At 58.3% G+C, this 26,009-nt stretch carries 20 protein-coding genes and 2 pseudogenes; 13 read left to right on the top strand and 9 right to left on the bottom strand.

What is annotated here, in order from left to right:
* Nucleotides 1-58: 58 nt before the first annotated feature.
* From ACOI8A_RS04975 to ACOI8A_RS04965, 3 genes are all read left to right on the top strand, one after another.
* On the top strand, nt 59-1,081 hold the full coding sequence (locus tag ACOI8A_RS04975; RefSeq protein WP_420646616.1) for an MraY family glycosyltransferase: 1,023 nt from the start codon (nt 59-61) through the stop codon (nt 1,079-1,081).
* Between the two features lie 111 nt (nt 1,082-1,192).
* Entirely contained in the window at nt 1,193-3,187 is a 1,995-nt protein-coding gene (locus tag ACOI8A_RS04970; protein WP_420646617.1) for a polysaccharide biosynthesis protein, read from the top strand.
* Between the two features lie 113 nt (nt 3,188-3,300).
* The gene (locus ACOI8A_RS04965; RefSeq protein ID WP_420646618.1) at nt 3,301-3,624 is read left to right on the top strand and encodes a ComEA family DNA-binding protein; all 324 of its coding nucleotides are present in this window, start codon (nt 3,301-3,303) and stop codon (nt 3,622-3,624) included.
* A gap of 165 nt (nt 3,625-3,789) precedes the next feature.
* On the opposite strand, the gene ACOI8A_RS04960 is transcribed toward ACOI8A_RS04965, so the two are convergent.
* The 5 genes and pseudogenes from ACOI8A_RS04960 to eat form a co-directional block, all read right to left on the bottom strand.
* Nucleotides 3,790-4,362: a TetR/AcrR family transcriptional regulator gene (locus tag ACOI8A_RS04960; protein ID WP_420646619.1), complete on the bottom strand. Its 573-nt coding sequence runs from the start codon at nt 4,360-4,362 to the stop codon at nt 3,790-3,792.
* Between the two features lie 213 nt (nt 4,363-4,575).
* A complete protein-coding gene (locus ACOI8A_RS04955; RefSeq protein WP_420646620.1) occupies nt 4,576-6,222 on the bottom strand; it encodes an alginate O-acetyltransferase AlgX-related protein in 1,647 nt (548 codons plus the stop codon).
* A complete protein-coding gene (locus ACOI8A_RS04950) occupies nt 6,126-7,604 on the bottom strand; it encodes an MBOAT family O-acyltransferase (RefSeq protein ID WP_420646621.1) in 1,479 nt (492 codons plus the stop codon). The genes ACOI8A_RS04955 and ACOI8A_RS04950 overlap by 97 nt, the downstream gene beginning before the upstream one ends.
* Nucleotides 7,605-8,005: 401 nt before the next feature.
* Nucleotides 8,006-8,173, bottom strand: a complete 168-nt coding sequence (locus ACOI8A_RS04945) for a DUF2897 family protein (RefSeq protein ID WP_420646622.1) — start codon at nt 8,171-8,173, stop codon at nt 8,006-8,008.
* A 174-nt stretch (nt 8,174-8,347) separates the two neighbouring features.
* Nucleotides 8,348-9,376 (bottom strand): annotated as a pseudogene (gene eat / locus ACOI8A_RS04940) (ethanolamine permease); the annotation flags it as partial.
* 414 nt (nt 9,377-9,790) lie between these two features.
* Between eat and kdpF the strand changes: the two are divergent.
* From kdpF to ACOI8A_RS04910, 6 genes are all read left to right on the top strand, one after another.
* Nucleotides 9,791-9,880 (top strand): K(+)-transporting ATPase subunit F, encoded by a 90-nt coding sequence (gene kdpF, locus ACOI8A_RS04935; RefSeq protein WP_007899818.1) that lies wholly within the window; start codon nt 9,791-9,793, stop codon nt 9,878-9,880.
* 8 nt (nt 9,881-9,888) lie between these two features.
* A complete protein-coding gene (kdpA, locus tag ACOI8A_RS04930; protein WP_420651184.1) occupies nt 9,889-11,583 on the top strand; it encodes a potassium-transporting ATPase subunit KdpA in 1,695 nt (564 codons plus the stop codon).
* Between the two features lie 10 nt (nt 11,584-11,593).
* On the top strand, nt 11,594-13,660 hold the full coding sequence (kdpB, locus tag ACOI8A_RS04925; RefSeq protein ID WP_420646624.1) for a potassium-transporting ATPase subunit KdpB: 2,067 nt from the start codon (nt 11,594-11,596) through the stop codon (nt 13,658-13,660).
* 310 nt (nt 13,661-13,970) lie between these two features.
* Entirely contained in the window at nt 13,971-14,516 is a 546-nt protein-coding gene (gene kdpC, locus ACOI8A_RS04920; RefSeq protein WP_420646625.1) for a potassium-transporting ATPase subunit KdpC, read from the top strand.
* 122 nt (nt 14,517-14,638) lie between these two features.
* Nucleotides 14,639-17,290 (top strand): DUF4118 domain-containing protein, encoded by a 2,652-nt coding sequence (locus ACOI8A_RS04915; protein WP_420651183.1) that lies wholly within the window; start codon nt 14,639-14,641, stop codon nt 17,288-17,290.
* A 48-nt stretch (nt 17,291-17,338) separates the two neighbouring features.
* On the top strand, nt 17,339-18,037 hold the full coding sequence (locus tag ACOI8A_RS04910) for a response regulator (RefSeq protein ID WP_420646627.1): 699 nt from the start codon (nt 17,339-17,341) through the stop codon (nt 18,035-18,037).
* A 141-nt stretch (nt 18,038-18,178) separates the two neighbouring features.
* Here the strand turns inward: ACOI8A_RS04910 and ACOI8A_RS04905 are convergent, their stop codons facing one another.
* Nucleotides 18,179-19,225 (bottom strand): patatin-like phospholipase family protein, encoded by a 1,047-nt coding sequence (locus ACOI8A_RS04905; RefSeq protein WP_420646628.1) that lies wholly within the window; start codon nt 19,223-19,225, stop codon nt 18,179-18,181.
* Nucleotides 19,226-19,440: 215 nt separating this feature from the next.
* Between ACOI8A_RS04905 and ACOI8A_RS04900 the strand changes: the two genes are divergently transcribed.
* The 3 genes from ACOI8A_RS04900 (at nt 19,441) to ACOI8A_RS04890 (ending at nt 21,476) form a co-directional block, all read left to right on the top strand.
* Complete coding sequence (locus tag ACOI8A_RS04900; RefSeq protein ID WP_401269573.1) at nt 19,441-19,719, top strand: hypothetical protein; 279 nt, start codon at nt 19,441-19,443, stop codon at nt 19,717-19,719.
* 77 nt (nt 19,720-19,796) lie between these two features.
* A complete protein-coding gene (locus ACOI8A_RS04895; RefSeq protein WP_420646629.1) occupies nt 19,797-20,561 on the top strand; it encodes a CHAD domain-containing protein in 765 nt (254 codons plus the stop codon).
* Nucleotides 20,562-20,681: 120 nt separating this feature from the next.
* The gene (locus ACOI8A_RS04890) at nt 20,682-21,476 is read left to right on the top strand and encodes an acyl-CoA thioesterase (RefSeq protein WP_420646630.1); all 795 of its coding nucleotides are present in this window, start codon (nt 20,682-20,684) and stop codon (nt 21,474-21,476) included.
* Between the two features lie 44 nt (nt 21,477-21,520).
* On the opposite strand, the pseudogene ACOI8A_RS04885 reads toward ACOI8A_RS04890, so the two are convergent.
* From ACOI8A_RS04885 to ACOI8A_RS04875, 3 genes and pseudogenes are all read right to left on the bottom strand, one after another.
* Nucleotides 21,521-21,739, bottom strand: a pseudogene (locus tag ACOI8A_RS04885) (terminase); the annotation flags it as partial.
* Between the two features lie 218 nt (nt 21,740-21,957).
* Complete coding sequence (locus ACOI8A_RS04880) at nt 21,958-23,439, bottom strand: methyl-accepting chemotaxis protein (protein WP_420651181.1); 1,482 nt, start codon at nt 23,437-23,439, stop codon at nt 21,958-21,960.
* 97 nt (nt 23,440-23,536) lie between these two features.
* On the bottom strand, nt 23,537-24,343 hold the full coding sequence (locus tag ACOI8A_RS04875) for a TatD family hydrolase (protein WP_420646632.1): 807 nt from the start codon (nt 24,341-24,343) through the stop codon (nt 23,537-23,539).
* 235 nt (nt 24,344-24,578) lie between these two features.
* On the opposite strand from ACOI8A_RS04875, the gene ACOI8A_RS04870 reads away from it, so the two are divergent.
* Nucleotides 24,579-26,000, top strand: coding sequence for a transglycosylase SLT domain-containing protein (locus ACOI8A_RS04870; RefSeq protein ID WP_420646633.1), 1,422 nt, complete (start codon nt 24,579-24,581; stop codon nt 25,998-26,000).
* Nucleotides 26,001-26,009 lie beyond the last annotated feature (9 nt).

The following is a 26,009-nucleotide window of genomic DNA, read 5'->3' as shown; positions in this document are numbered from 1 at the left end:
ACTCGCAATTGGATAAAGCTGTGCAGGTATCAGTGCCTCAGTCAGAAAGAGTTCATTCATGAATAATGTCTGGTGGGTTCCGGTCATTGCCGGTATCTCGTTTTTCCTGACGAAACTGCTTCGACACTACGCGCTTGTCCAGCGCTTGGTTGATGTGCCCAACGCCCGTAGCTCCCATGTTGTGCCGACACCTCGGGGGGGCGGGGTAGCCATTGTGTTGTCGTTCTTGCTTGCTGTTGCGCTGTTGTATGCTACGGGAGTTATCTCGCTCGGTGTTTTTGCGGCGTACATTGGCACGGGAGGGCTGATTGCCGTGATCGGGTTCATGGATGACCATGGGCATATCGCCGCGCGCTGGCGTCTTCTTGGGCATTTCGCCGCCGCATCCTGGGGGCTGTTCTGGTTGGGTGGCCTGCCAGTTGTCACCATTTTTGGATTTGATTTCGATTTGGGCTGGGTCGGAGACATCCTCGCGGTGTTCTATCTGGTATGGATGCTAAATCTCTACAACTTCATGGACGGAATAGACGGCATTGCCAGTGTCGAGGCCATATGCGTCTGTCTGGGGATATGCCTGCTGTACTGGATTAGCGACATGCCTGAACTGATCTGGCTTCCGTTATTTATGGCGGCGTCTGTTATCGGGTTTCTGTGGTGGAATTTCCCCCCCGCACGGATTTTCATGGGAGACGCAGGCAGTGGCTTTCTGGGCTGCGTGCTTGGCCTGCTTTCGTTGCACGCAGCATGGACAAAACCTCAAATGCTCTGGGCTTGGGTCATCTTGCTGGGTGTGTTTATCGTCGACGCGACCTTCACATTACTTCGGCGGCTGTTTCGAGGCGATAAAGTCTATGAAGCTCATCGCAGTCATGCCTATCAATTCGCATCTCGCAAGATGGGCAGTCATATGCCGGTCACGCTCGCGGTGGGAATGATTAATCTTTGCTGGTTGTTCCCCGTCGCTTTGCTCGTGTCGAAATTTGAACTTGATGGCCTTGTCGGGGTCGTTGTTGCTTATGCACCGTTAGTGTTTCTCGCGTTCAAGTATCGAGCAGGGGAGCTGGAAATAAATCAGGGATAGAAACGCAGCATCCGGAGGTGGTTTGGGTCTAGAGTACCATGGGTGTTTCGGCAGTTTTGAATGTGGCGATCCGGCTCATTCGAGGGAGCATAAGAGGTGACTGAGGGGGTTATGGATAAAATCAGGGTTTTTCTGCTCGGGCTGCCACGCCGTAAAAAGCGGTTGATCCAGGTCGCCACTGATGTGGTGCTGGTGTGGGCGGCGCTGTGGTTGGCCTTTATTGTCCGACTCGGCATTGATGACATGTATAACCCCTTGAGAGTGCACCTCTGGCTTTTTGCGTGCGCTCCGGTCATTGCCATCCCGCTGTTCATCCGGTTCGGTATGTATCGTGCGGTGATGCGCTATTTCGGCAACGATGCTCTTATCGCCATTATCAAAGCAGTCAGCCTGTCGTCACTGATCCTTGCGTTGGTTGTGTATTGGTACAGCAATCACGAAGCTGTGGTTCCTCGCTCCATCATTTTCAACTATTGGTGGCTAAGCCTCGTGGTGATCGGCGGATTGCGCCTTTGCATGCGCCAGTATTTCATGGGCGACTGGTTCAATGCCGCACAGCATGTGCCTTTTGCCAATCGTGATGATGGCCTGACCAAAGTAGCCGTCTACGGTGCAGGTGTTGCAGGCAATCAACTTGTCGCGGCGCTCAGGATGGGGCGTGTGATGCGTCCGGTTGCGTTTGTCGACGATGACGGCAGTATTGCCGACCGCTCAATTTCCGGGCTTCAAGTCTATAAACCCAAAAATATCCAGCAGATGATTGATGTCACCGGAGCTCAGGAAATTCTGCTCGCGCTGCCTTCTTCCACGCGCGCGCGACGCAGGGAGATTCTCAACCTGCTGGAGGGCTTCCCGCTGCATGTTCGCAGTGTCCCAAATTTCACTGACCTGGCGAGTGGGCGGGTGAAAGTCGACGATATCCAGGAAGTGGATATTGCAGATTTGCTTGGTCGCGATGCGGTGCCGGCGCAGCCCGATCTGCTCGAACGGTGTATCAAAGGCAAGACTGTGCTGGTGACAGGAGCCGGTGGCTCTATAGGTGCGGAACTCAGTCGGCAGATTTACGCCCTGGGTCCGACCACTCTGCTGTTATTCGACCATAGCGAATTCAATCTCTACAGCATTCTGTCCGAGCTGGAGGAGCGGGTTTCTCGTGAGTCGCTTTCCGTTCGCCTGTTGCCGATCCTCGGTTCCATTCGCCATCCTCACAAGCTCTTGGATGTGATGAAAACCTGGCGAGTGGATACTGTCTATCATGCAGCCGCCTACAAGCACGTGCCGATGGTTGAACACAATATTGCCGAGGGCGTGCTGAACAATGTTATCGGTACGCTCAACACGGCTCAGGCGGCGCTGCAATCGGGGGTGGCCAACTTCGTTCTGATCTCGACGGATAAAGCGGTTCGTCCAACGAATGTCATGGGCAGCACCAAGCGTCTTGCCGAGATGACTCTCCAGGCGTTGAGCCGAGAAATGGCCCCCGTTCTATTTGGTGACAAGGCCAATGTTTCCCGGGTTAACAAAACCCGCTTTACGATGGTGCGCTTCGGCAATGTGCTGGGATCTTCCGGTTCGGTCATTCCGCTGTTTCACAATCAGATCAAGTCCGGGGGGCCGTTGACGGTTACACATCCGAAAATCACCCGTTACTTCATGACTATTCCCGAAGCTGCGCAGTTGGTCATTCAGGCAGGGTCGATGGGGCGGGGCGGTGATGTCTTTGTGTTGGACATGGGCGAACCGGTGCGGATTGTCGAACTGGCAGAAAAAATGATCCATCTCTCCGGATTGAGCATTCGTTCGGAAAAGAATCCTCATGGTGACATTTCCATTGATTTTACCGGTCTAAGGCCGGGCGAAAAGCTGTATGAGGAGTTGCTGATTGGCGATAACGTTTGCGCTACCCAGCATCCGATGATCATGAGCGCAAACGAAGATCATCTGCCTTGGGAGACGCTGAAGGGCCGTCTTGACGAGCTATTGAGGTCCGTCGAAAACGACGACTACTCGCGCGTTCGTCAACTCCTTCGCGAGACCGTCAGCGGTTACTCGCCTGACGGTGAAATAGTCGACTGGATTTACCAGCAACGGCACCTGGATCCTTGATTGTTTCACATCTTGTAATAAACGTATTTTTGACTCTTTCCTGATACCGCCTAAGTTTGAGATGCAGCTTTGGAAAAGCTGTTTCTTCTAATCGGTATCATGGAGCTTCACTTATGCGTAAAGGCTATTTTTACTCGTTGGTTTTCGCGTTGTTGACAGGCGCTGCGGTAGCTGCGGTAGCTGCGCCAGTCGCCACCGACAGTGCGCGTCCGCCAATGACGGTGTCTCAATCGCCGCCGGCGAAAGTCGATCTCAACAACGCCGATGCAATCACTTTGCAAAAGTCGCTTGCGGGTGTTGGAGAGGCTAAAGCGAAAGCGATTGTTGCGTACCGTGAGAGTAACGGGCCTTTCGCTTCGATCGACGAGCTGTTGGAAGTGAAAGGCATCGGCAAGGCGATCCTTGACCGAAATCGCGATAATCTCGAAATCAATTAAGCGCGAAGTGAATAGAGAGGCCGGTCTTTGACCGGCCTTTTGACTTTCTGGAAGGGCAATCGCAGGCATAAATCATCAATACATCAATACATCAATACATCAATGATCATGAGCGCGGCCAATTGGCTGTAACACTAACGATGGAGTGATCAACACAATCATTGACTATGCGTCAGATGGGGTGATCTGCGCGTGTTTAAGGTGTGTGCCGACGACTTCTAGAATCCTGTCAGCCGTCTCGGGGTTCTTTACGCTGCGTGATAACAATAAAGCCCCTACCAGAGTTGCCATAATGACAATGGACCGATCAATCGTGTCTTCGCCCGGGAGAGTCCCTTGGACTTGTTCCAGGCGAGCATCGAGTACCCGATCAGTTGTTGGACTGGCTTGTCCACGTAACCCGAGTTCGGATGACATCGTGGGTAACGGGCAACCTTCTCCGGGGGAGGTTCGATGCCAATCCGAGAGATAGCTGTCGATGAATGCATGCAGCGGATTGTGCTCTGCAAAAAGAGCCGCGCAGTGCGCGTCCAGCTCCTCGCTCGCTGCTATCAGGGCCTTTTCCACCAGTTCGTCTTTGGACTTGAAGTGCGAGTAAAAGCCGCCATGGGTCAGCCCCAATGCTTTCATCAACGGTTGCAGGCCGGTCGCGCTGATGCCATCCCTGCGAAATCGGACCGAGGCTTCTTTGATGATCCGCTGATGTGTCTGAGCTTTGTGATTCAGCGAGTAACGCATTTGGAGTCTCCCCAACAATACGTCATCTTAAACAATCTAAATAAGATGGCGGCTGTACTTCTATAGCTAAGGCGCATAGAACACAGTTCAGCGTGAGGGCTATCCGCTGGGGCGTCATGGGGAGCGTAGGTGGTTTTTGTTGCTGATGAATCGTGATGTGATGAGCGTCACAGGCACCTGTTCATGTGCCTGTGACGCTCGACCAATTTTTTCCTAATGAGGCAGGGAGCTGGCACCGGGTTCGGGCGCTGTAATCAAAACCTCCGGGCAGGCCCCAGGAGCGTCCAGATCAAGGCGCAGTTCGGTAATCGCGGCTCCTTTGGCCCAACTGGAGTCAGGGGCAAAGGTCAGCGCAGTCAATCCGCTATTGGCCGAGAAACGTACACTGTCTGCTTCACTGAACTGCGTTCCTTGCGAGCGCCAGAACAGTTGGATCGGTACTCGTTGGGACGAGTCCCGGCAGCGGACGTTGAAGACGATTTTTCTCGCTTGAGTCGGTTCGACGGGAGAGTCGAGTCGATAGACAATGAACGGATCAGGACCTGTCACTGTGTAGGCATTCTGCTCTTTGCCAGCGAGATCATTGGCTCCGATCTGTAAACCTTGAGCGATCCTTTTGAAGGGGGTGATTTTTTTTGAAATTGAAAAAGACGGTGCGGATTTCTGGAAAAATTCGCTGAGGATTTCACGTTCCACCCCCATTACAAATACATAGTCCGGTTGATATTCCTCTACGAGTTCTGCGATCTCTCGATGGCTGGTAAACGCGTAGTGCAACTGCAGGGTCTCGCTGAAAGTTTCTGCCATGTACGGTGCCAATGCGTTACCGAACGAGTCGCGCAGCCAAAGCACTTTCTTTTTGTTCAGGGCTTTTTCTGACTTAACCAGCAGGGGCCGTTGTGATGCCTCCAGCGCGGAGTTACGTCCTAAGGCGAGTAACTTTCCGGATGGATATTCGTACTGCTCGATCGTAATCGGATTTCGATAAATGAAATCCAATATGACCTCTTCGTCCGGAACCGAGTCGGTTATTCTTTGGAATCTGGCCAGATCGCCGCCTGTTCTCGCGAGGATTTCAGTAGGCTGACTGATATCTTTGCTCGGCCACCTCAATTCAGGATGGGTAAGGGACAAGTTTTTCGCCAGTTCCTGGAAGGCAATACCTGCGCCCACAAAATTCCAGTGTGTGTCTGTTCGATAATACAGAGGACTATGTCCTTCGCTCTTGGCTTGGCGTAATGCTCCAGTGGGATTCACATAGGTATCAATATTGGCATTGCTGGTCAGATACTCGGTCCGGGACGAAGGCGAATGCTTCGCCCAGCCTGGCAAAAACTCCGGGTAGAGGGTGTCTTTATCGGGGCCGATGATAATTCGATAGGCGCTGACACCGTTATCCTTGTACCAGGACGTCCAAGACTTCGTGGCGTCAGTGACTAGCTGATTTGTCAAAATACTCTCGGGAGTCACACCGGTTCTTTTTACGGTAATCGACTTGGCGTACGCATCGCCGAGATAAAACCAGCCGTCTTTGCCGATGATTACCTGCTTGGGATCGATAGAGATACCCACGGCATAAAACGCGCGCCCCACCAATGGCATCAGGATGTCGGTGTTGTATAAATTGCTGACTGACCACCAGTTCAGGTTTTTTTGAACTGCTTGCGTGCCATAAGAAACAAGGTTGGCGGCTGGAATCAAAGTCAGCGAGATCAGGGCTAAGGCAAGAAATACATGGATTTTGGTTTTCATGAGTTCGCCGATCAAAAGTTGAAGTACAGAAAAACAGAACTGGTCGTCAAAATCGTTGAGTAGATGGCCACGCTGAACAGAAGCGACATGCCAACGATTTTTGGCCAACTGATCCGGCCTTGAGTCGTCAATTCAAAAGAGTTTTTCTGGGCGATGAGGATAAAACCGAAAGCGATCATGAGGTAGCAGACGGCATTCGCCGCGATGCCGGTAGGAAGCACCGTCAGTAAGTGGTCTACCAATACACCACCCCACGCAAAGCTTGAAGTCGGGACAACTTCAACTGGCGTCGCCACAGAACGAAAGTCCACCATGCCGGCAAGGATCCGCTTGGCATCATCGAGGGAATGCGCCCTGAAGAATACCCAGGTTACATTGACGAAAAGGAAGGTAGTCAGCCATGCCAGCGGTGTTGGCATGCGCATACCGCATTGTTTCCAAGCCCTGTGCAGCACCAGCGCCCCACCATGCAGCGCACCCCAGATAATGAACATCCAGCTGGCGCCATGCCACAGGCCGCCGAGTACAAAGGTGGCCATCAAGTTGATATAGATTCTTGCCGAAGAGCAGCGATTACCGCCAAGTGGGATGTACAGATAGTCGCGCAGATAGCGGCTGAGAGTCATGTGCCACCGGCGCCAGAAGTCCTGGATATCGTACGATTTGTAGGGCGAGTTGAAGTTTATAGGCAACCAGATGTTGAACAGAAGGGCTGCGCCAATGGCCATGTCACAATAGCCACTAAAGTCAAAATACAATTGGAAAGTATAAGAAAGACTGGTCGCCCAAGAACTATAAAAATCATGCTGTGCGCCAGGCTGGAAGCCAGCGTCTGCCCACACCGCAAACGTATCTGCGATCATGACTTTCTTGAACAGTCCAATGCTGAATATAAACAGGCCCATCAAGATATAACGGTATCTGATGGCAAGCGTCCAGCGGGACTGGAACTGCGACATCATTTCCTTGTGGTGCAGGATTGGGCCAGCGATGAGGTGCGGGAAAAAAGTTACAAAAAGCGCGTAGTTAATAAAATCGTATTCTTTGGCTTCGCCCCGATAGCTGTCTACGAGGAAAGCAATTTGAGTGAAGGTATAAAAGCTGATCCCTAGAGGCAGGATTATTTGCTGTAACTCGATATGAGAATTAGACAGTGAGTTGATGTTTTCAATAAAAAAGTTAGCGTATTTGAAGTAGCCCAGTAATCCCAGGTTTACTCCAATGCTCAAGGTTAAAATGGTTTTTCGGGATAGCTTGAGGCGCAGACCAGTCGTGGCCGGCGAAAGGGCGCTGCCTACCATGAAGTTGAAGAAAATTGAACCAAGTAGAAGCGGCAGATAAGCAACGCTCCAGTAACCATAGAAAAACAGACTTGCCGCTACCAACCAGCATTTTCCCGCGAGTATCAGGCGCCTCTTGTTAAGCAGGAAATAAACGAGGAAAACAATGGGTAGATAGAGCAATATGAACGTGGGAGAGCTGAATACCATTTTCCGTCTCGTATTAAAAATTGGCTGTATCTTTGTTTTTTCTAGATGGCGAAAGACTAGAGAGCCTGCGCGATCTGTTGTGACACATGGGGCCTGGATCTGCGAGACAGGCGGGCCTTTTTGTAACCTGAGCGTTGATGATGCAGTAACGCAAAAATTAACTTCTGGCCTGTTACTAACCGATCCGCTTTTTCTGCCGTCTATTGGAAATCTGTAGCAACAAAATTCCATTGCGCGGGAAAATACCACAAAGAAGGCTGTATTTATATTGAGACTAGTGATTGCGCGGAGTGGGGGATCGGGAAATTGACAGGGGATGCTGATCGGCTGGCTTGGGTAGCAATGGCACTGCCCGAGGGGGGGGTAAAACAAACCCCGCCAGTTCTGGCGGGGTTTTTTATTCAGCGATCCTGCGCATCCTTGACGTCCGCTGCGGCGTTGCGCTCAGCGACACGCTTACGTTGCTCGTCAGTCAGCTCGACCTTGGTGGCGGTGTCACGCAGCATCATCAGACCGCCAACGATCGAGCCGATTGCGACCACCAGAATCAACCAGGCATACCAGGGCATAACGGCTCTCCTTAAGGGCAGATCGACGGGCGAGGATTTCGCCGTGCGACGCTGCATACCACATTTGAGCGATGCTGATTCGCAGTGGTTCCATTCTAGGCCGCTTACACCCGGTATACCCGATTTGCCTTCACACGCCCGTCAACATCGCATCGGCCGGTGCATTCGCACGCGATCGCTGTAAATCGCCGCGATGCCGATCACGCCGCCGGCAATGATCGCGCGGTGCGGCGTCTGGAAGCGTGACAGTTTGGCCAGCGAGCTCGGCAGATAGCCCGCGCGGGCGAGGGCGAAGAACTGGCGCGAGTAGCCAAGAATGATCCCGTGGAAACTCGCCACCAGCCCGAACAGGCCGATCCAGACCAGCATGTGCAGCCAGCCGGAATTGTCGCCGACCACGGTTTTCATCGCCTGCGGCAGCGGGTCGTTGATGTTTGACAGGGTGCGCCAGTCGCCGACGCCACCGGCAAAGAACATCACGCCCATTGCCAGAAACACCAGGGTCAGAATGCCGCTGATGTAGGCTTTGGGAATCGTGCGTTTCGGGTCTTTGGCTTCTTCGGCGGCCATGGCGGCACCTTCGATAGCGAGGAAAAACCAGATCGCAAACGGAATCGCCGCGAACATCCCGGCTATCGCAGGTGCACCAAAAACATCCGAACCGGCCCAGCCATTCAGGGCGAAGTTGCTGAAGCTGAAGGCCGGCGCGACCACCCCCATGAACACCAGCAACTCAGCGACAGCCAACACGCACACCACCAGTTCGAAGGTCGCCGCCAGTTTCACCCCAAGGATGTTCAATCCCATGAACACGATGTAAGCGCCGACCGCCGCATGCTTCGGATCGAGCGCCGGAAACTGCACATTCAGGTAGGCGCCAATCGCCAGCGCGATGGCCGGCGGGGCGAAGACGAATTCGATCAGCGTCGCCAGCCCGGCGATCAATCCACCTTTTTCGCCGAATGCCCGGCGGCTGTAGGCGAAAGGCCCGCCCGCGTGGGGAATCGCGGTGGTCAGTTCGGTGAAGCTGAAGATGAAGCAGGTGTACATGGTCGCGACCATGAACGAGGTCACCAGAAAACCCAGCGTGCCGGCCACGCCCCAGCCGTAACTCCAGCCGAAATATTCCCCGGAAATCACCAGCCCGACGGCGATACCCCACAAGTGCAGCGTGCCCAGCGTGGGTTTGAGTTGTGTGTTCATGCGCTTGCTCCCTGAACGGTTTGGAAAGCTCGGGAGAGGGCGCGTGCAGTGGGCGTGCCATTTTGTATTTGCACGTCGTAATGCGTTGAATGCCGTCGTATCTGGGATGTTTACCGGTGTAGGGCGGATTTTCATGCGCCAGTCGGGTGCGATATCGACAGTACCGCCGTCATCGCGGGCAAGCCCGCTCCCACAGTGACCCGTGTTGTGCACAAATATTATGTTCTCCCGAGAAACCTGTGGGAGCTGGCTTGCCAGCGATGAGGCCCGTGCAAACACCGCCGTAAACCGCGCGTAAACCCACTCTTTACGCTTTCTTTATGTCCCGCCGCACCCCTCGCTCTCGTTCCTTTACAGCCTCCTTTCCGACAATGCCTCCACACGCGGCAATACGCCGTAACACGGAGATCTTCCATGAGCGTTCTGGACGGGGTGTCACTGCTACTGGCAGTGGGGCTGTTCATTTATCTGTTGGTTGCGCTGTTGCGCGCGGATCGGAACTAGGAGCGGCTATGCACAGTTATGACTATTGGCTGATCATCGCGTTCTTCGCGCTGGTTTTGCTGCCGGCGCCGTTCCTCGGGCGCTTTTACTACAAGGTGATGGAAGGTCAGCGCACGTGGCTGTCGCCAATCCTCGGGCCGGTCGAGCGTGGTTGCTATCGCGTCGCCGGGGTCAATCCGCAGGATGAACAGAGCTGGCAGAAATACACGCTGGCGCTGCTGGCGTTTAACTTGGCGGGTTTCCTGCTGTTGTTCACTATTTTGCTGTTCCAGGATCACCTGCCGCTGAACCCGCAAAACCTTCCGGGTCAGGAATGGACGCAGGCGTTCAACACCGCCGTCAGTTTCATGACCAACACCAACTGGCAGTCCTACAGCGGTGAAGCGACGCTCAGCTACCTGAGCCAGATGGTCGGCCTGACCGTGCAGAACTTCGTCAGTGCCGCCACCGGCCTCGCTGTGCTGGTCGCGCTGTGCCGTGGCATCGGTCGCAAATCGACCAAAACTCTGGGCAATTTCTGGGTCGACATGACCCGCGCCACGCTCTATGGATTGCTGCCGCTGTGTCTGCTGCTAGCGCTGTATCTGGTGTGGCAGGGCGTGCCGCAGACCTTCGCGCAATATGTGAACGCAGTGACCCTGCAGGGCGTCGATCAGGTGATCCCGCTCGGCCCGGCCGCGAGTCAGATTGCGATCAAGCAACTGGGCACCAACGGTGGTGGTTTCTTCGGCGTCAACTCGGCGCATCCGTTCGAGAACCCGACGGCGTGGAGCAACCTGTTTGAAGTGGGCTCGATCATCCTGATCCCGGTGGCGCTGGTGTTCACTTTCGGTCACTACGTCAAAGACCTGCGTCAGAGCCGCGCGATCCTCGCTTGCATGCTCGCGCTGTTCATCATCGGCGGCGCGACTTCGCTGTGGGCCGAATCTCAGCCAAACCCGACACTGAACAACGTCGCCGTCGAACAGACTGCGCCGCTGGAAGGTAAAGAAGCACGCTTCGGTACCACCGCCACCGTGCTGTGGTCGGTGACCACCACGGCGGCGTCGAACGGTTCGGTCAACGGCATGCACGACAGCCTCAACCCGCTGAGCGGCATGGTCGCGCTGGTCAACATGATGGTCGGCGAAGTGATCTTCGGCGGCGTCGGCGCGGGTCTGTACGGCATGTTGCTCAACGTGTTGATCGCGGTGTTCCTCGCCGGTTTGATGATCGGCCGTACCCCGGAATACCTCGGCAAGAAACTCCAGGCGCGTGAAGTGCAACTGCTGGTGGTGACCTTGCTGGTGATGCCGGTCGGTGTGCTGGTGCTCGGCGCGATTGCCGCCAGTCTGCCTGGCCCGGCGGCGACCATCAGCAACCCCGGCCCGCACGGTTTCAGCCAGTTGCTCTACGCCTACACCTCGGCCAGCGCCAACAACGGCTCGGCGTTCGGTGGCCTGGGTGCCAACACGCCGTTCCACAACCTGATGTTGGGCTTGGGCATGTTGATCGGTCGCTTCGGTTACATCCTCCCGGTACTGGCTCTGGCCGGCAGCCTGGCGATGAAGAAAACCGCGCCGATTGGCCAGAACAGCTTCCCGACTCACGGTGCGCTGTTTGTGACCCTGTTGACCGTGACCATTTTGCTGGTGGGCGGCCTGACGTTCTTGCCGACCCTGGCTCTTGGGCCAATCGCTGAACACCTGAGCATGGGCTTCTAAGGAATCCATCATGAATATGCATGTTCCTGCTTCAAAACCAGTGGCGCCTGCCAAGTCGGCTGAAGCCCCTAAAACCGCGATCAGCGCACTGTGGCGCCCGGCGCTGGTGCAAGCTTTCGTCAAACTCGATCCACGCCAGCTGAAGCGTTCACCAGTGATGCTGGTCGTCGAACTGACGGCGATTCTGACCACCGTGCTGTGCTTCATTCCCGACGAAACCGTGCCGACGTTTGTCGCCGCGCAAATCGCCCTGTGGTTGTGGTTCACCGTGCTGTTCGCCAACTTCGCCGAAGCCTTGGCCGAAGGTCGTGGCAAGGCCCGCGCCGACAGCCTCAAGGCTGGCAGCGAAGGCCTCAGCGCCCGTCGTAAATTGGCCAATGGCAGCTTTCAGGTAGTGCCGGCGACAAGTCTGCGCAAAGGCGATGTGGTGCGCGTCGAAGCCGGGGAGATGATCCCGGGTGATGGCGAAGTCATCGAAGGCATCGCTGCGGTCAACGAGGCGGCGATTACCGGCGAATCAGCGCCAGTGATTCGCGAGTCCGGCGGTGACCGCTCGGCCGTGACCGGCAACACGCGACTGGTGTCCGACTGGTTGCTGGTGCAGATCACTGCCAACCCCGGTGAGTCGACGCTCGACCGCATGATCGCGCTGGTCGAAGGCGCCAAACGCCAGAAAACCCCGAACGAAGTCGCGCTGGATATCCTGCTGATCGGCCTGACGTTGATCTTCCTGCTGGTGGTCGTGACCCTGCAACCGTTCGCGCATTTCGCCAACGGCAGCCTGCCGCTGGTGTTTCTGGTGGCGCTGCTGGTTACCCTGATTCCGACCACCATTGGCGGTCTGCTGTCGGCCATCGGTATCGCCGGGATGGATCGTCTGGTGCGCCTGAACGTGATCGCCAAATCCGGCCGTGCAGTCGAGGCCGCGGGTGATGTGCACGTACTGCTGCTGGACAAGACTGGCACCATCACCTTCGGTAACCGTCGTTGCAGCGCGGTGTATGCCGCACCGGGTGTGAGCGGTCGTGATCTGGCCGAAGGCGCGCTGTTTGCCTCGCTGGCGGATGAAACCGCTGAAGGCAAATCCATCGTCGAGTTTCTGCGTGGCCTGCATCCGCAACCGGAACCGTCGCCGGAAACCCTGACCGCCGTGCCGTTCAGCGCCGAAACCCGGCTGTCCGGTGTCGACTATCAGGGCCGCGTGTATCGCAAAGGCGCGGTGGATTCGCTGCTGGCATTTATCGGTCAGGCCCGTGCCGATCTTGCTGCGCCACTGTCGCGGGAAATCGACAAGATCGCGCAGAGCGGCGGCACTCCGCTGCTGGTGTGCGCCGACGGCAAACTGCTCGGTGCGATTCATCTGAAAGACGTAGTCAAACCGGGCATTCGCGAGCGCTTTGCCGAGCTGCGCAAGCTGGGAATTCGCACGGTAATGGTCACCGGCGACAACCCGCTGACCGCCGCCGCAATTGCCGCTGAAGCCGGCGTCGATGACGTACTTGCCGAAGCTACACCAGAGAAAAAACTCGCACGGATTCGTCTCGAGCAGAACGACGGACGTCTGGTCGCGATGTGCGGCGACGGCGCCAACGACGCCCCTGCGCTGGCTCAGGCTGACGTCGGCATGGCGATGAACGACGGCACCCAGGCGGCGCGCGAAGCGGCGAACATGGTCGACCTCGACAGCGACCCGACCAAGCTGCTGGACGTGGTGCAGATCGGCAAGGAATTGCTGGTCACCCGTGGCGCGCTGACGACCTTTTCCATCGCCAACGACGTCGCCAAATACTTTGCGATTCTGCCAGCGCTGTTTGCCGCGATTTATCCGCAGCTCGGCGTGTTGAACATCATGCATTTGAGCAGCCCGCAGAGCGCGATTCTCTCGGCCATCGTGTTTAACGCGCTGATCATCGTGGTGCTGATTCCTCTGGCGCTGCGCGGTGTTCGAGTGCAGGCGGCGAGTGCGGCGGCGTTGTTGCGGCGCAATCTGTTGATCTATGGGTTGGGCGGGTTGCTGGTGCCGTTTGTGGGGATCAAGGCGATCGACATGCTGTTGACGGCGTTGCATCTGGTTTAGGTGATGTGGCGTTCGCGAGGTCTGGGTAAGACTTGAGATCTTTTCCCCTCACCCTAGCCCTCCCGAAACGTCGGACCGCCCGGAGGGAGAGGGGACTGACCGGGGTGTATGGAAGAGCTACATCGACCTGAGAGATCGAGCTGATCTCAGGCCTTGCAAAAAAACACGATTTCCTCAAGCCGAATGCGGATTTTGAAAAGCATGCAGATCGGCTCCCTTTCCCCCTCGCCCCCTTGGGGGAGAGGGCTGGGGTGAGGGGGAAATGATCTCCCTGACACCCCACCCACTAACGAATTCGAGGATTCAAAAAATGTCCACAATGATACGTCCGGCCCTGAGCCTGCTGGTGCTGATGACCCTGGTTACCGGCGTTGCCTATCCGCTGGTGGTCACCGGTGTCGCGCAGGTCGCGTTCCCCGAGCAGGCCAACGGCAGCCTCGTCCACGATGCTGCCGGCAAGGTGCGCGGCTCGGCTCTGATAGCGCAGGATTTTGTCGGCGATGCGTGGTTCCACCCACGTCCTTCGGCCGGTGCCTTTGCTACGGTCTCCAGCAGCGCGAGCAACCTGGCACCGAGCAACCCGGCACTGGCCACGCGGGTGATCGATGACGCCAACAAGTTGCAGGTTCCCGGTCAAGGCCCGGTGCCGCTGGCACTGTTGACCACCTCCGGCAGCGGCCTCGATCCGCACTTGCCACCGGCAGCGATTGCCTATCAACTGGCGCGTGTTGCGGCGGCGCGCAATATGCCGGTGTCGACCTTGCAGCAGTTGCTGGATGCGCATATCGAACAGCCGCTGGTGGGACCACCGGTGGTCAATGTGCTGGCGTTGAACATGGCGCTAGAAAAGCTGTAGATCAAAAGATCGCAGCCTTCGTCAGCTCCTACAATGGATCGACGAACATCCTGTAGGAGCTGCCGCAGGCTGCGAGCTTTTAGCGAATACACCCAATTTCAAGACAGACAAGGCAACCTCAGATGAGTGACTCCGGCCGCGCCGATGCGCTGTTAGCAGACCTGCCCCGCGACGGTCGTGGCCGGCTCAAGGTATTCCTCGGCGCTGCGCCGGGCGTGGGCAAGACCTACGCCATGCTGCAAGCGGCCCACAGCCAGTTGCGCCAAGGCGTGAAAGTCATCGCCGGAGTGGTCGAAACCCATGGCCGCGCCGAGACCGAAGCGCTGCTCGGCGGTCTGCCGCAGCAACCGCTGGTGCGCTCGGAATACCGTGGCGTGACCCTCGAAGAAATGGATCTCGACGGACTGCTCGCGGCCAAACCCAAGCTTGTGCTGGTCGATGAGCTGGCCCACAGCAACGCCCCCGGCAGTCGTCACGCCAAACGCTGGCAAGACATTCAGGAACTGTTGTCCGCCGGCATCGACGTGTTCACCACGGTCAACGTTCAACATCTGGAAAGTCTCAACGATCAAGTGCGCGGCATCACTGGCGTGCAGGTACGCGAAACCCTGCCTGACTGGGTGTTGCAGGAAGCCTTCGAGCTGCTGCTGATCGACTTGCCGCCGCGCGAATTGCTCGAGCGTCTGCGCGAAGGCAAGGTCTATGTGCCGGAGCAGGCGCGCGCGGCGATCGATGCATTTTTTACTCAGACCAACCTCACCGCATTGCGTGAACTGGCGATGCAGACCGCCGCCGCGCAAGTCGATAACGATCTGGCGCAAGGTTATCGCCAACTCGGTCAAGCGGCGCCAGCGGTGCGCGGGCGCTTGCTGGTGGGAGTCGATGGCGATGCGCATGCCGAACGTCTGGTGCGGCATGCCAGTCGCGTCGCTCAGCGTCGACATCTGCCGTGGAGTCTGGTGCACGTCGACAACGGAACCGTACGCGACGAGCAATCGCGCTTGCGCTTGCAGAGCGCTCAACAACTGGCCGAACGCCTCGGCGGTGAAGTGGTTTTACTGCGCGCCGGTGAGGTGGCAAAAACCCTGATCCAGCATGCCGCCGAACGCCGCGCGAGTCTGGTACTGGTCGGCCAATCGCGTCCGAGTCTGCGCCGCAGAATGTTTGGCGGCGGCTTGGCTGCGCGGCTGTTGCGCCAGGCCCATGGCTTGGAAATCAACGTCCTCGACAGTGATCACGAGCAACATCAACCGCGCACACGATCCGCGCCGACGCTGGTGTGGTTCGACTATGCGCTGGCGCTGCTGGCAACAGTGTTGGCCACTGCGCTGGCGTGGGCGGTGTCGAGTGTTTTGCCGCTGCCGAACATCTCGCTGGTGTTCCTCGCCGCCGTGCTGCTGGTGGCGGTGCGCAGCAGTCTGGGGCCGGCGCTGGCGTGTGCCGCGTTGTCGTTTCTGACCTACGATTTTCTGTTCATTCCGCCGAATTTCTCCTTCAGCATTCAGCGCGAAGAAGACGTGCTGACCTTGCTGTTTTTCCTGCTGATGGCGGCGCTCACCGGCAACCTCGCGGCGCGTCAGCGTCGGCAGTTGCAGGCGTTGCGCGACACCCAGGAAGAAACCACCGAGCTGCTTGATCTGTCGCGCAAACTCACCGCTGCCACTGACCGCCAGGCTGTGGTCAGCGCCGCCGCGCAGCACCTCAACGGCTGGAGCGATCTGCAGCTGTGCCTGCTCAATCGCGACGGGCAGGGCGGCTGGAAAGTCGAGACCGGCGGGCCGCTGCAATTCAGCGAGTCGGAACGCGCCGCCGCCGACTGGGCCTGGCAACACGATCAACCGGCGGGCATGGGCACCGGCACGCTGCCGTTTGGTCGTTGGTGGTGGTGGCCGCTGTCGGTCGAGGACGGGCCGCTGGCGCTGCTCGGCGTGTGCGCCAAAGAAGGCCAGACTTTGAGCGGCCAGCGTCGGCGGTTGCTCACCGCTTTAAGTCAGCCATTGGCTCAGGCTCTGGCGCGCGCGCAGTTGGCGGATGATCTGGAAGCGGCGCGTCTGCACGGCGAAACCGAACAATTGCGCAGCGCCTTGCTGGCCTCCGTTTCCCACGATTTGCGCACGCCGTTGACTTCGATGCGCGGCAGCATCGACAGCCTGCTCGCACTGGGTGAAGCAATCCCGCTGGAAGATCGCCGCGAACTCCTCGAAGGCACCCGCGACGAAGCCGAACGGCTCGACCGCTATATTCAGAACCTGCTGGACATGACCCGACTAGGCCACGGAGCGCTGAAACTGGCGCGCGATTGGGTGTCGCCGGCAGATATCGTTGGCAGCGCACTGAATCGACTGCGCGCGGTGTTGGCGTCGTTGCAGGTCAGCACCGATGTGCCGGCCGAGTTGCCGCTGCTGTTTGTCCACGCTGCACTGATCGAGCAGGCGCTGGTCAATGTGCTGGAAAACGCCGCACGTTTCTCGCCGCTCAATGGCCGTCTGCAACTGCGCGCCGGGGCCGATGACAGCGAAGTGTTTTTCTCGGTCAGCGACGAAGGCCCGGGAATTCCCGCCGATGAACGCGCGAAGATTTTCGACATGTTCTACACCGCCGCGCGCGGTGATCGCGGCGGGCAGGGCACGGGGCTGGGGCTGGCGATTTGTCAGGGCATGGTCGGCGCGCACGGCGGGCGAATCAGCGTCGATGACGGCATCGACGGCCACGGCACTTGCATCACCTTGCACTTGCCTTTGCCTACCCAACCGGGAATGGACGATGAAGCCTGATCGCGCCTGCGCTACTCTCTTGCCAATCTTTTGCATTGATGTGAATTCATGAGCCAGACCGCGACCATTTTGGTCATCGATGACGAACCGCAGATTCGCAAATTTCTGCGCATCAGCCTCGTGTCCCAAGGCTACAAAGTGCTCGAAGCCGGCACCGGCACCGAAGGCCTGGCGCAAGCTGCGCTGAACAAACCGGATTTACTGGTGCTCGACCTCGGCTTGCCGGACATGGACGGCCAGCAAGTGTTGCGCGAGTTTCGCGAATGGGCAACGGCGCCAGTGCTGGTGCTGTCGGTGCGCGCCAGCGAAGGGCAGAAAGTCCAGGCACTGGATGGCGGCGCCAATGACTACGTGACCAAGCCGTTCGGCATTCAGGAATTTCTCGCCCGAGTGCGTGCTTTATTACGTCAGGCACCGGCCGGAGAGGCGCAGCAAGCGGCGCTGAATTTTGGTCCGTTGACGGTGGATCTGGCTTATCGGCGGGTGCTGCTCGACGGCGTCGAAGTGGCCCTGACGCGCAAGGAATACGCGGTGTTGGCGCAACTGGCGCGGCATCCGGGACGGGTGATTACCCAGCAGCAACTGCTCAAGGATATCTGGGGGCCGACGCACACCGAAGACAGTCATTACCTGCGCATCGTGGTCGGGCATCTGCGGCAGAAACTCGCCGACGACCCGACCCGGCCGCGGTTTATCGTGACCGAGGCGGGGGTTGGTTATCGCTTGATGAGTGAGAACAGCCTGTAGTTATGCGTTGACCAGACTGACGCCATCGCTGGCAAGCCAGCTCCCACAGGTATCTCGGGTGTGAATGAAATTTGTGTAACACACCGATCACTGTGGGAGCTGGCTTGCCAGCGATGAGGCCCTTCCAGGCGATAGAGAACTTCAGGGCTCTCTACTCTGCTCACTCTCATACCGATCCATCGTATCCCGCGCAATCTCTCGACCCAGCGCGATCAACTCCGGCGCTTTGTAGAACTCGAAAAACCGGCACACGCGCTTCGGCACGTTGATCAGTATGTCCGGCGGATACCCGGCAATCTTGTACTGCGCCAGCGAGGTTTGCATCACCTCGAAACTCTGGTTGATCAAGTCCAGCAACGATGCCGGCCCGACGTTATCGATGATGAACGAACCGGTTGCGGATTTTGGCGCACCTTCACGTTCAGGCGCGGCGGCCGGTTGCTGACTTTCCGGCTCCGCGCCTTCGACCCACGGATTGACCTCCGCAGATTGCGCGCGCAGAGCTTCCCGTTCCAGCTCCAGCAATTTCTCGGCCTGAGTCCGGCGAAACGGCATCTTCGAACCCAGCGAACTGATCAGGTTGTCGAAGCGGCTTCGAAACGCCGGCGGACGTTGAATGACCGGCAATTTGTAATGACGCTGGTTGGTCGAGTTCAGATTCACCGCAATGATCAAATCGCAATGGCTCGACACCACCGGCACAATAGGCAACGGATTGAGAATACCGCCGTCCACCAGCATTCGATTGCCTTGCATCACCGGAGTGAACAGGCTGGGAATCGCCGCCGAGGCGCGCATGGCTTGGTGCAGGCAGCCTTCCTGAAACCAGATTTCCTGCTGATTGGTCAGGTCGGCAGCCACCGCGGTATAGGGGATTCGCAGCTCTTCGATATTGATCTCGCCGACGATCTTGCGGATCTGCCCGAAGACTTTTTCGCCACGAATCGCACCAAGGCGGAAACTCACATCGACCAGACGCAGCACGTCGAGGTAGTCGAGGCTTTCGATCCAGTTCTTGTACTCGTCAAGTTTGCCGGCAGCATAGATTCCGCCCACGACGGCGCCCATTGAACAGCCGGCGATACAGGCGATTTCGTAACCACGACTTTCGATTTCTTCAATGACGCCGATATGGGCATAGCCCCGGGCGCCACCTGAACCCAGAACCAGTGCAACACGCTTTTTCATCAAACTTCCTCCGACAAGCTTGCACAATGCACCCATCGAGGGCGGGGCTTCAATCGCCGAGGTCGCTCGGGGCAGGGGCGGCGTCGTTTTTTCGATACTTCATGACCCGCTGACGCTATCTTTGCGCTGCGGCGGATTACCGGGGCGCAAGGCACTTTTTGCGCGCCAGACCGTCTTACCTGCACGACTGTTGACCTATCTTTGAGGTGTGAGTGATGAAAGCCTGGATCTGTGTGCCGTTGATGGCTTTGGCCTTGGCCGGTTGCGCCGGTAAAACCGCGTACCGCGACAGCTGCGGCAGCCAACTGGATACCGCGTGGCATGAGCTGGACCTGGCCAAGGCCGAAGGTTTCGCCGGCACCGTCAGCTACTCCAAAGCCCTGTCGTTGCTGACGGCGGCCAAGACTCAGCAGCAATTCGAAGGTTTCGAAGGTTGTGCGAGCAAGGCCGAGAAGGCGCGGTTCTACATTCGCGAATCGCGCGCCGGACGCTAAGCTGCTGACATGGCGCAAGTGCCGAAGGCTTGCGCCAGCGCATATTCGTGCCGAGTCATTGGATCGAGGAGCAAGTGATGTCTGCGTTGGTTGACCGGTTGGTGGCTCAGGTGCTGAGCATTGAAGTGCGGCTGCTGGCCTGTCAGGCACGTCTGACGGCGCGCACCGATCCCGAAGCGCTGCACGATTTGCGTACCACGGTGCGGCGCTTGCGCAGTCTGCTGCGGCCATTGCGTGGCTTGCCGGGTGTCGAGCAGCTGGAAACGGAGGCCTCCAGCGTCGGCCAACTGACCACGCCGTGGCGCGACCGCGAAGTGCTCGCGGCGTATCTGCTGGAGCATGATCAACCCGAGGCTGCACGTCGGCGCATGACGCAAATGGCCGAGGCGTATCCGGCGTTGGCGGCGAGCGGTGAAGTGGCTGCGTTGCTAATGATCCTCGACGCGTTTCCGCGTTTTCTGCGCGCGTCCCAGCGTCAGGGGCTGCTGAATGGTCTGGGTAAACGCATCGAAAAACGTCTGAGCAAACAATGGAAGAATCTCGATGTGGCGCTGCACGATCCGGCCCATGACCGCCATCGTTTGCGACTGCTGATCAAGCGTGTGCGTTATGGCATCGAGGCCTATCCCGAGCTTGATCGTCTGCCTGAGCCGGCGCTGGAGCGGTTGAAGTCGGCGCAAGCGGGGTTAGGCGACTGGCACGATTGCTGGCAATGGCTGGCCAAGGCTGAACTGGAAAGCGATCTGCAACCCTGCGTTGCGACCTGGCAGGCGACCATGATCAAGGCCGAAGCCAAGGCAGACCGGGTCCTCGAAAAACTCAGCTCGACCTGCTTCAAATAATCTTCAAATCAAATGCGGCGCGCGGCCTATCTGTCAGTCTCTTTGACCGGAATAGACGCTGCGCCGCTCTGCCATGCTGGTTAAGATCCCTGCATTCCCTTTCCAGTGTCCGAGGTTTCCATGCGCTTTAGCGATCTGCTCGATGTCGTCCGCGTTAAACCGGAGGTCACTATCCCGGCTGAATGGGGTCAGGGCCGCGCCAGTTTCGGCGGGCTGGTTGCCGCGCTGCAATACGAGGCCATGCGTGCCAAGGTGCCAGCGGAGCGGCCGGTACGCTCGCTGGCGATCACCTTTGTCGGCCCGGTCGAACCGCAAGTGCCGGTGAGCTTCGAAGTCGAAATCCTGCGTGAAGGCAAAGCCGTCATCCAGGTACTTGGTCGAGCCATGCAGAACGGTCAGGTGGTGACGATGGTGCAAGGCAGCTTCGGCGCCTCGCGCACGTCCGAGGTGGCTGTGGATGCGCAACCTGCGCCCGAGATGAAACACTTTGATGAGTGCCAGGAACTGCCCTACATCAAAGGCGTGACCCCGGAATTCATGCGTCACTTGGCGATGCGCTGGAGCGTCGGCGGCATGCCGTTTACCGGCACCAAATCGCGGCAAATGGGCGGCTGGGTGCGCTTGCGTGGGTATGTGAAGGAAGAACCGGTCAGCGAAGCGCATCTGCTGGCGCTGGTCGATGCCTGGCCTCCGGCATTGTTGCCGTATCTGAAGAAGCCGGCGCCGGGCAGTACGCTGACCTGGACCATCGAATTCGTTCAGCCGCTACGCGATTTGAGCACGCTGGATTGGTGCAAGTATCTGGCGGAAATCGAGTACGCGGCCGACGGTTACGGCCACGTCGCCGCCAAGCTGTGGAGCGAGCAGGGTGAGCTGATCGCCATGAGTCGGCAGACCGTGACCATTTTCGCCTGACTCACTGCCAGCGCTGGCGCTCACGCCCGGTACGAATCTTCGCGGTTGCCGTGGCGATGCAGCGCCAGTGCGGCAACGATGCCGATCGTGCCGATGGCGATGCTTGCCAGACTGGCGCTGAACACGCCGGAAACAATCAGCAGAAATGCGACGATGAACAGTGGCACGGCGATCAGGTGCAGGCCCAGATTGGTCGGGTGCTGATGATTACCCAGGTCCGTGCGCCATTGCCACGCGGGAAGGTTGGGATGACGTTTGCCCATGATGCTGCTCCTCAATCCAGGTTCGACTCTATGATTGAAGAATAGGCCCGGGCGGGAAGGGCGGCGAATCGAGGTTGGCTATGGAAGCGATAGGCGTCATCGCAGGATTCGATGTTGCCGCGGCTGACGCCATCGCTAGCAGGTTAGCTCCCACAGCAATCGTGTGATCGACCACACATCCCCTGTAGGAGCTGCCGAAGGCTGCGATCTTTTGATCTTCAAAGTTTCAACTGACCTATAGCCCTGCTCAACTCCCCGGCCAACGTCGCCAGTTCATTACTGGTAGTCGCCGAATCAACCGTCTGCTGCACGGTGTTCTCGGTCACATCACGAATGCTCACCACCGCGAGATTCATCTCCTCGGCAACCTGACTCTGCTGCTCGGCAGCCACGGCAATCTGCGTGTTGCTCTCGCGCATCTGCGCCACCGCTCCGGTGATCTCCGCCAATGCCTCGCCAGCCTCCTGCGCCTGCTGCACGCAGTCATCGGCCTTGTACGAACTCTCCTGCATGAAATCCACCGCATCGCGCGTCCCGGCCTGCAGCGCCGAGACCATAGTGGTGATTTCATCGGTTGAAGCCTGCACACGCTTGGCGAGGTTGCGCACCTCGTCGGCGACCACTGCAAAACCGCGTCCCATCTCTCCGGCGCGCGCCGCTTCGATGGCGGCATTCAGCGCGAGCAGATTGGTCTGCTCGGCAATGCTGTGAATCACGCTGACTACGCCGTTGATTTTCTGACTGTCCTCGGCCAGCCGTTGAATCATCTCGGCCGTCTGCTGCACGCCGCTGGACAGGCTGGCAATCGAAGTCTGCACGCGACTCACCACTTGTTGACCGCTGCCGGCCAGACCATCGGCGGTCTGCGACAGGTCGCGGGTGGCGCCGGCATGTTGGGCGATGTGGTAAACGGTGGCGGTCATCTCGTTGATCGCGGTGGCAGCCTGATCGGTTTCGCTCTGCTGGCCAAGCATGCCGTGACGTACCTCGTTCATGCTCGCCGCCAGTCGCGCAGCGCCGACATCCAATTGCCGCGCGGTGTTGGCCACTGTGGTGACCACCCGCTGATAACCGGCCTGCATCGCGTTGAAGGCATTGGCCATCTGTCCGACTTCATCCGTGCAGGCCAACGGCACGCGCGCGGCGAGATCGCCGGTTTTCTCGACGTGCAGCATCACGTCTTTCAAGGTGTTGAGTTGGCTGAGCAGGAAGCGAATCAGCAGTTGCGAAGCGCCGAGCATCGCCAGCATCAGGATCAACACCGCGACCGCGTAATTGGTGAAGCGCTCGCCGAACACCTGGCTCAGGCTCGGGCCGTAGGCAATCACTGCGACCTGCTGACCATCGGCACGGCCGAATACTTCGGCGCCGATCAGCAGGTTGTCACCGAACAGCGGCAGGTGATTGATCTCGATCCAGCCCGTGCTGTCGCTGATTTCCAGCAACGGTTGATCGTTGAGGCGCGGTGCTGCGCCCCGTTTGAAGGTCAGCACCTGATCGGCTTTGGGCAACGCTTGATCGGCCGGCCAGGCCTTGAGCAATTGCGCCTGAGCTTGCGCAGAGATTTGCGCAGCATGGCTGCGTGCCTGCTGTTCGAGTTGCACGGCGTACAACACCAGCAGCAGCGTGGTGACGAAGGCGACCGCGTTGACCGCCCAGAATTTGTATTTCAGCGAGATATTGCTAAGCCAGGCACCCATGGAAGGTCTTCTCTGATAGCGGAAACAGCATTGGCAAGGTGCCAGCATTGTGCCGCTATACAGAGGTTCGAATCTTGATATGCATCAATGGCGCGTATCAGGGGAGATTCGGCAGGCCGAAGAATGCCCGGGCACACGCGGTGGTATGCGTCGCCAGATCTACCTCGGTTTCACCGCGATGCAGTGCCACCTCGCGCAGCACTTCGGTCAGATACGCCGGCTCGTTGCGCCCGTTCTTCGGTTTGGGCCGCAACGTGCGCGGCAGCAAGTACGGCGCATCGCTTTCCAGCATCAGCCGTCCGCGTTTGATCTCTTTGACCAGTGGATGCAGATGCGTACCGCGCCGCTCGTCACAGATCCAGCCAGTGATGCCGATGTGCAAATCCATATCCAGATAACTGAACAGCGCCTTCTGCTCGCCAGTGAAGCAATGCACCACGGCGGCGGGCAATTGATCACGATAGTCGCGCAGTATTTCCAGCAAACGCTGGCTGGCATCACGCTCATGCAAGAACACCGGCAATTGCAGTTCGACCGCCAGCGCCAGATGTTCTTCGAGAACTTTTTCCTGCTGCGGACGCGGCGAGAAGTCGCGATTGAAATCCAGCCCGCATTCGCCGACCGCAACCACGTTCGATTCCTTCAGCAGGCTGCGCAAACGGCGTGCGCTGTCCGCATTCCAGTCACTGGCCGAATGCGGATGAATGCCGGCGGTAGCGAACAGTCGCTGGCCAGTTTCATCCAATTGTTGGCACAGCTCGAAGGCCTGCTCGCTGCCCTCGACGCTGGTGCCGGTCAGCACCAGTTGGCAGACCCCGGCGGCATAGGCGCGCTCGAGGACTGCCTGGTGTTTGTCGGCGAAACTCGGGTTGGTCAGGTTGACGCCGATATCGATGAGTTGCATGGTGCTACCTCGGGCCGAAGGCCGGAAAGCATATCAGAGCTGTCGGATTATAAAAAAATCCAAGAACTACAAAGACTTATGGCTGTCTGTTGAGGCCGCGTGACCGGTTGGGGTAGCAGCGATGCTATCACTGTGCCAGTCTGCCGCACTTTGCCAGCGCTCAGGCGCTCTGTTTTCGTCGGTGTTGTTGCCGCTTTCAACGGTGATTGCGCCCCGTATTCTTTCCGGAGAGTGGATGGTTCGTCCCTCGGTTTTGCTCCTGCTATGTGGCTCGTTACTGCTGCCGATGACGGCGGTCGCGCGCCTGCCCGGGCCGCTGCAAGCCGTGCCGGCCGCCAAGGTCCGCGATCTGGCGGAAATCCGCAGCAGTCGCGTGCTCAAAGTGCTGGTCAACCAGAGCCGCAACAGCTCCGGCGAAGTCCAAGGCCAGTCCATCGGCGTCGAATACCATCGCCTGCGCGCCTTCGAGCAATACCTCAATGGCCATGCCCGCGACGGCCAGGAAGTCACCCTCAAGATCATTCCCAAAGCCAAGGATCAACTGCTCGGCGCGTTACGGCGTGGCGAGGGGGATCTGGTGGCGCCGGGAGAATTGCTTGATCTGCAACCGGGCCTCGCCGTCGCCAGCAGCGAGCCGATTGCCACAAATGTGCCGCTGGTGCTGGTCGGGATCAAGGGCGAGCGACGCTACACCAAGGTTGAACAACTCGCCGGTAAAACCGTGGCACTGCCGACCGGCAGCGTGGCGGGGGAGGCGGTCAACCAGATCAACCAGAAACTCGCGCTGCATAAACTCGCGCCGATCAAGATCGAATGGGTCGATCCGACGCTGGCGGTCGAGGACGTGCTGGAAATGGTCCAGGGCGGGATTTTCCACCTGACCATCGTCGAGCAACCGATAGCCGAGCGCTGGGGCAAGATCCTGCCCAAGCTGCGCGTCGACCGGCAAGTGATGATCAGCGAACCGGGCGAGGAATACTGGTTTGTGCGCCGTGATGCATCGATGCTGCGCGCGAGCATCGACCGCTTCCTGACCGGCTACAAAAAACCGTCCAATGAAGATGCAGCATTCCTGCGCATCTACCGCCGTCTCTATCAAGTCCACTATCCGTTGGCCAAGGCTGATCGCCAGCGTCTGGAAAAACTCCGTCCGACGCTGCAAAAACATGCGGATGCGCAGAACATGGACTGGCTCAACCTGGCGGCGCTGGCCTTCAAGGAGTCGAGGCTGCAACCCAACGCGCGCAGTGGCAGCGGCCCGACCGGGCTGATGCAGATCACCCCGTCTGCGGCGCAGCGGGTCGGCGTCAGCAATATCCAGAATCTCGATGCGAATGTGCAGGCTGGGGCCAAGTATCTGGCGATGATCCGCCGCAAGTTCTTCAACAGCCCCAAGCTCAACGAGCGCGAACGCATGGCCTTCACCCTGGCGGCGTACAACATCGGCCCCGAGCGTGTGCAAGGCATGCGTGCCGAAGCGCGGCGCCGCGGCTTGAATCCCAATCAGTGGTTCTTCCAGGTCGAGCGCGTGGCCATGGAGCAGGTGGGAATGGGCCCGGTCAGCTATGTTAATAGCGTGAACAAGTATTACTTGGCGTTTGATCGGGAGCGGGAGTCGCTGGAGCCCCGTGCGCAAAAAGTAGCTTCACGCAAATGATCTAATAAA

It is taken from the genome of Pseudomonas sp. P4795 (assembly GCF_048822895.1).
Taxonomy (GTDB): Bacteria; Pseudomonadota; Gammaproteobacteria; order Pseudomonadales; family Pseudomonadaceae; genus Aquipseudomonas.
Note: the sequence above shows the minus strand (reverse complement) of the source record. Positions and strands in the feature narration are given on the sequence as shown.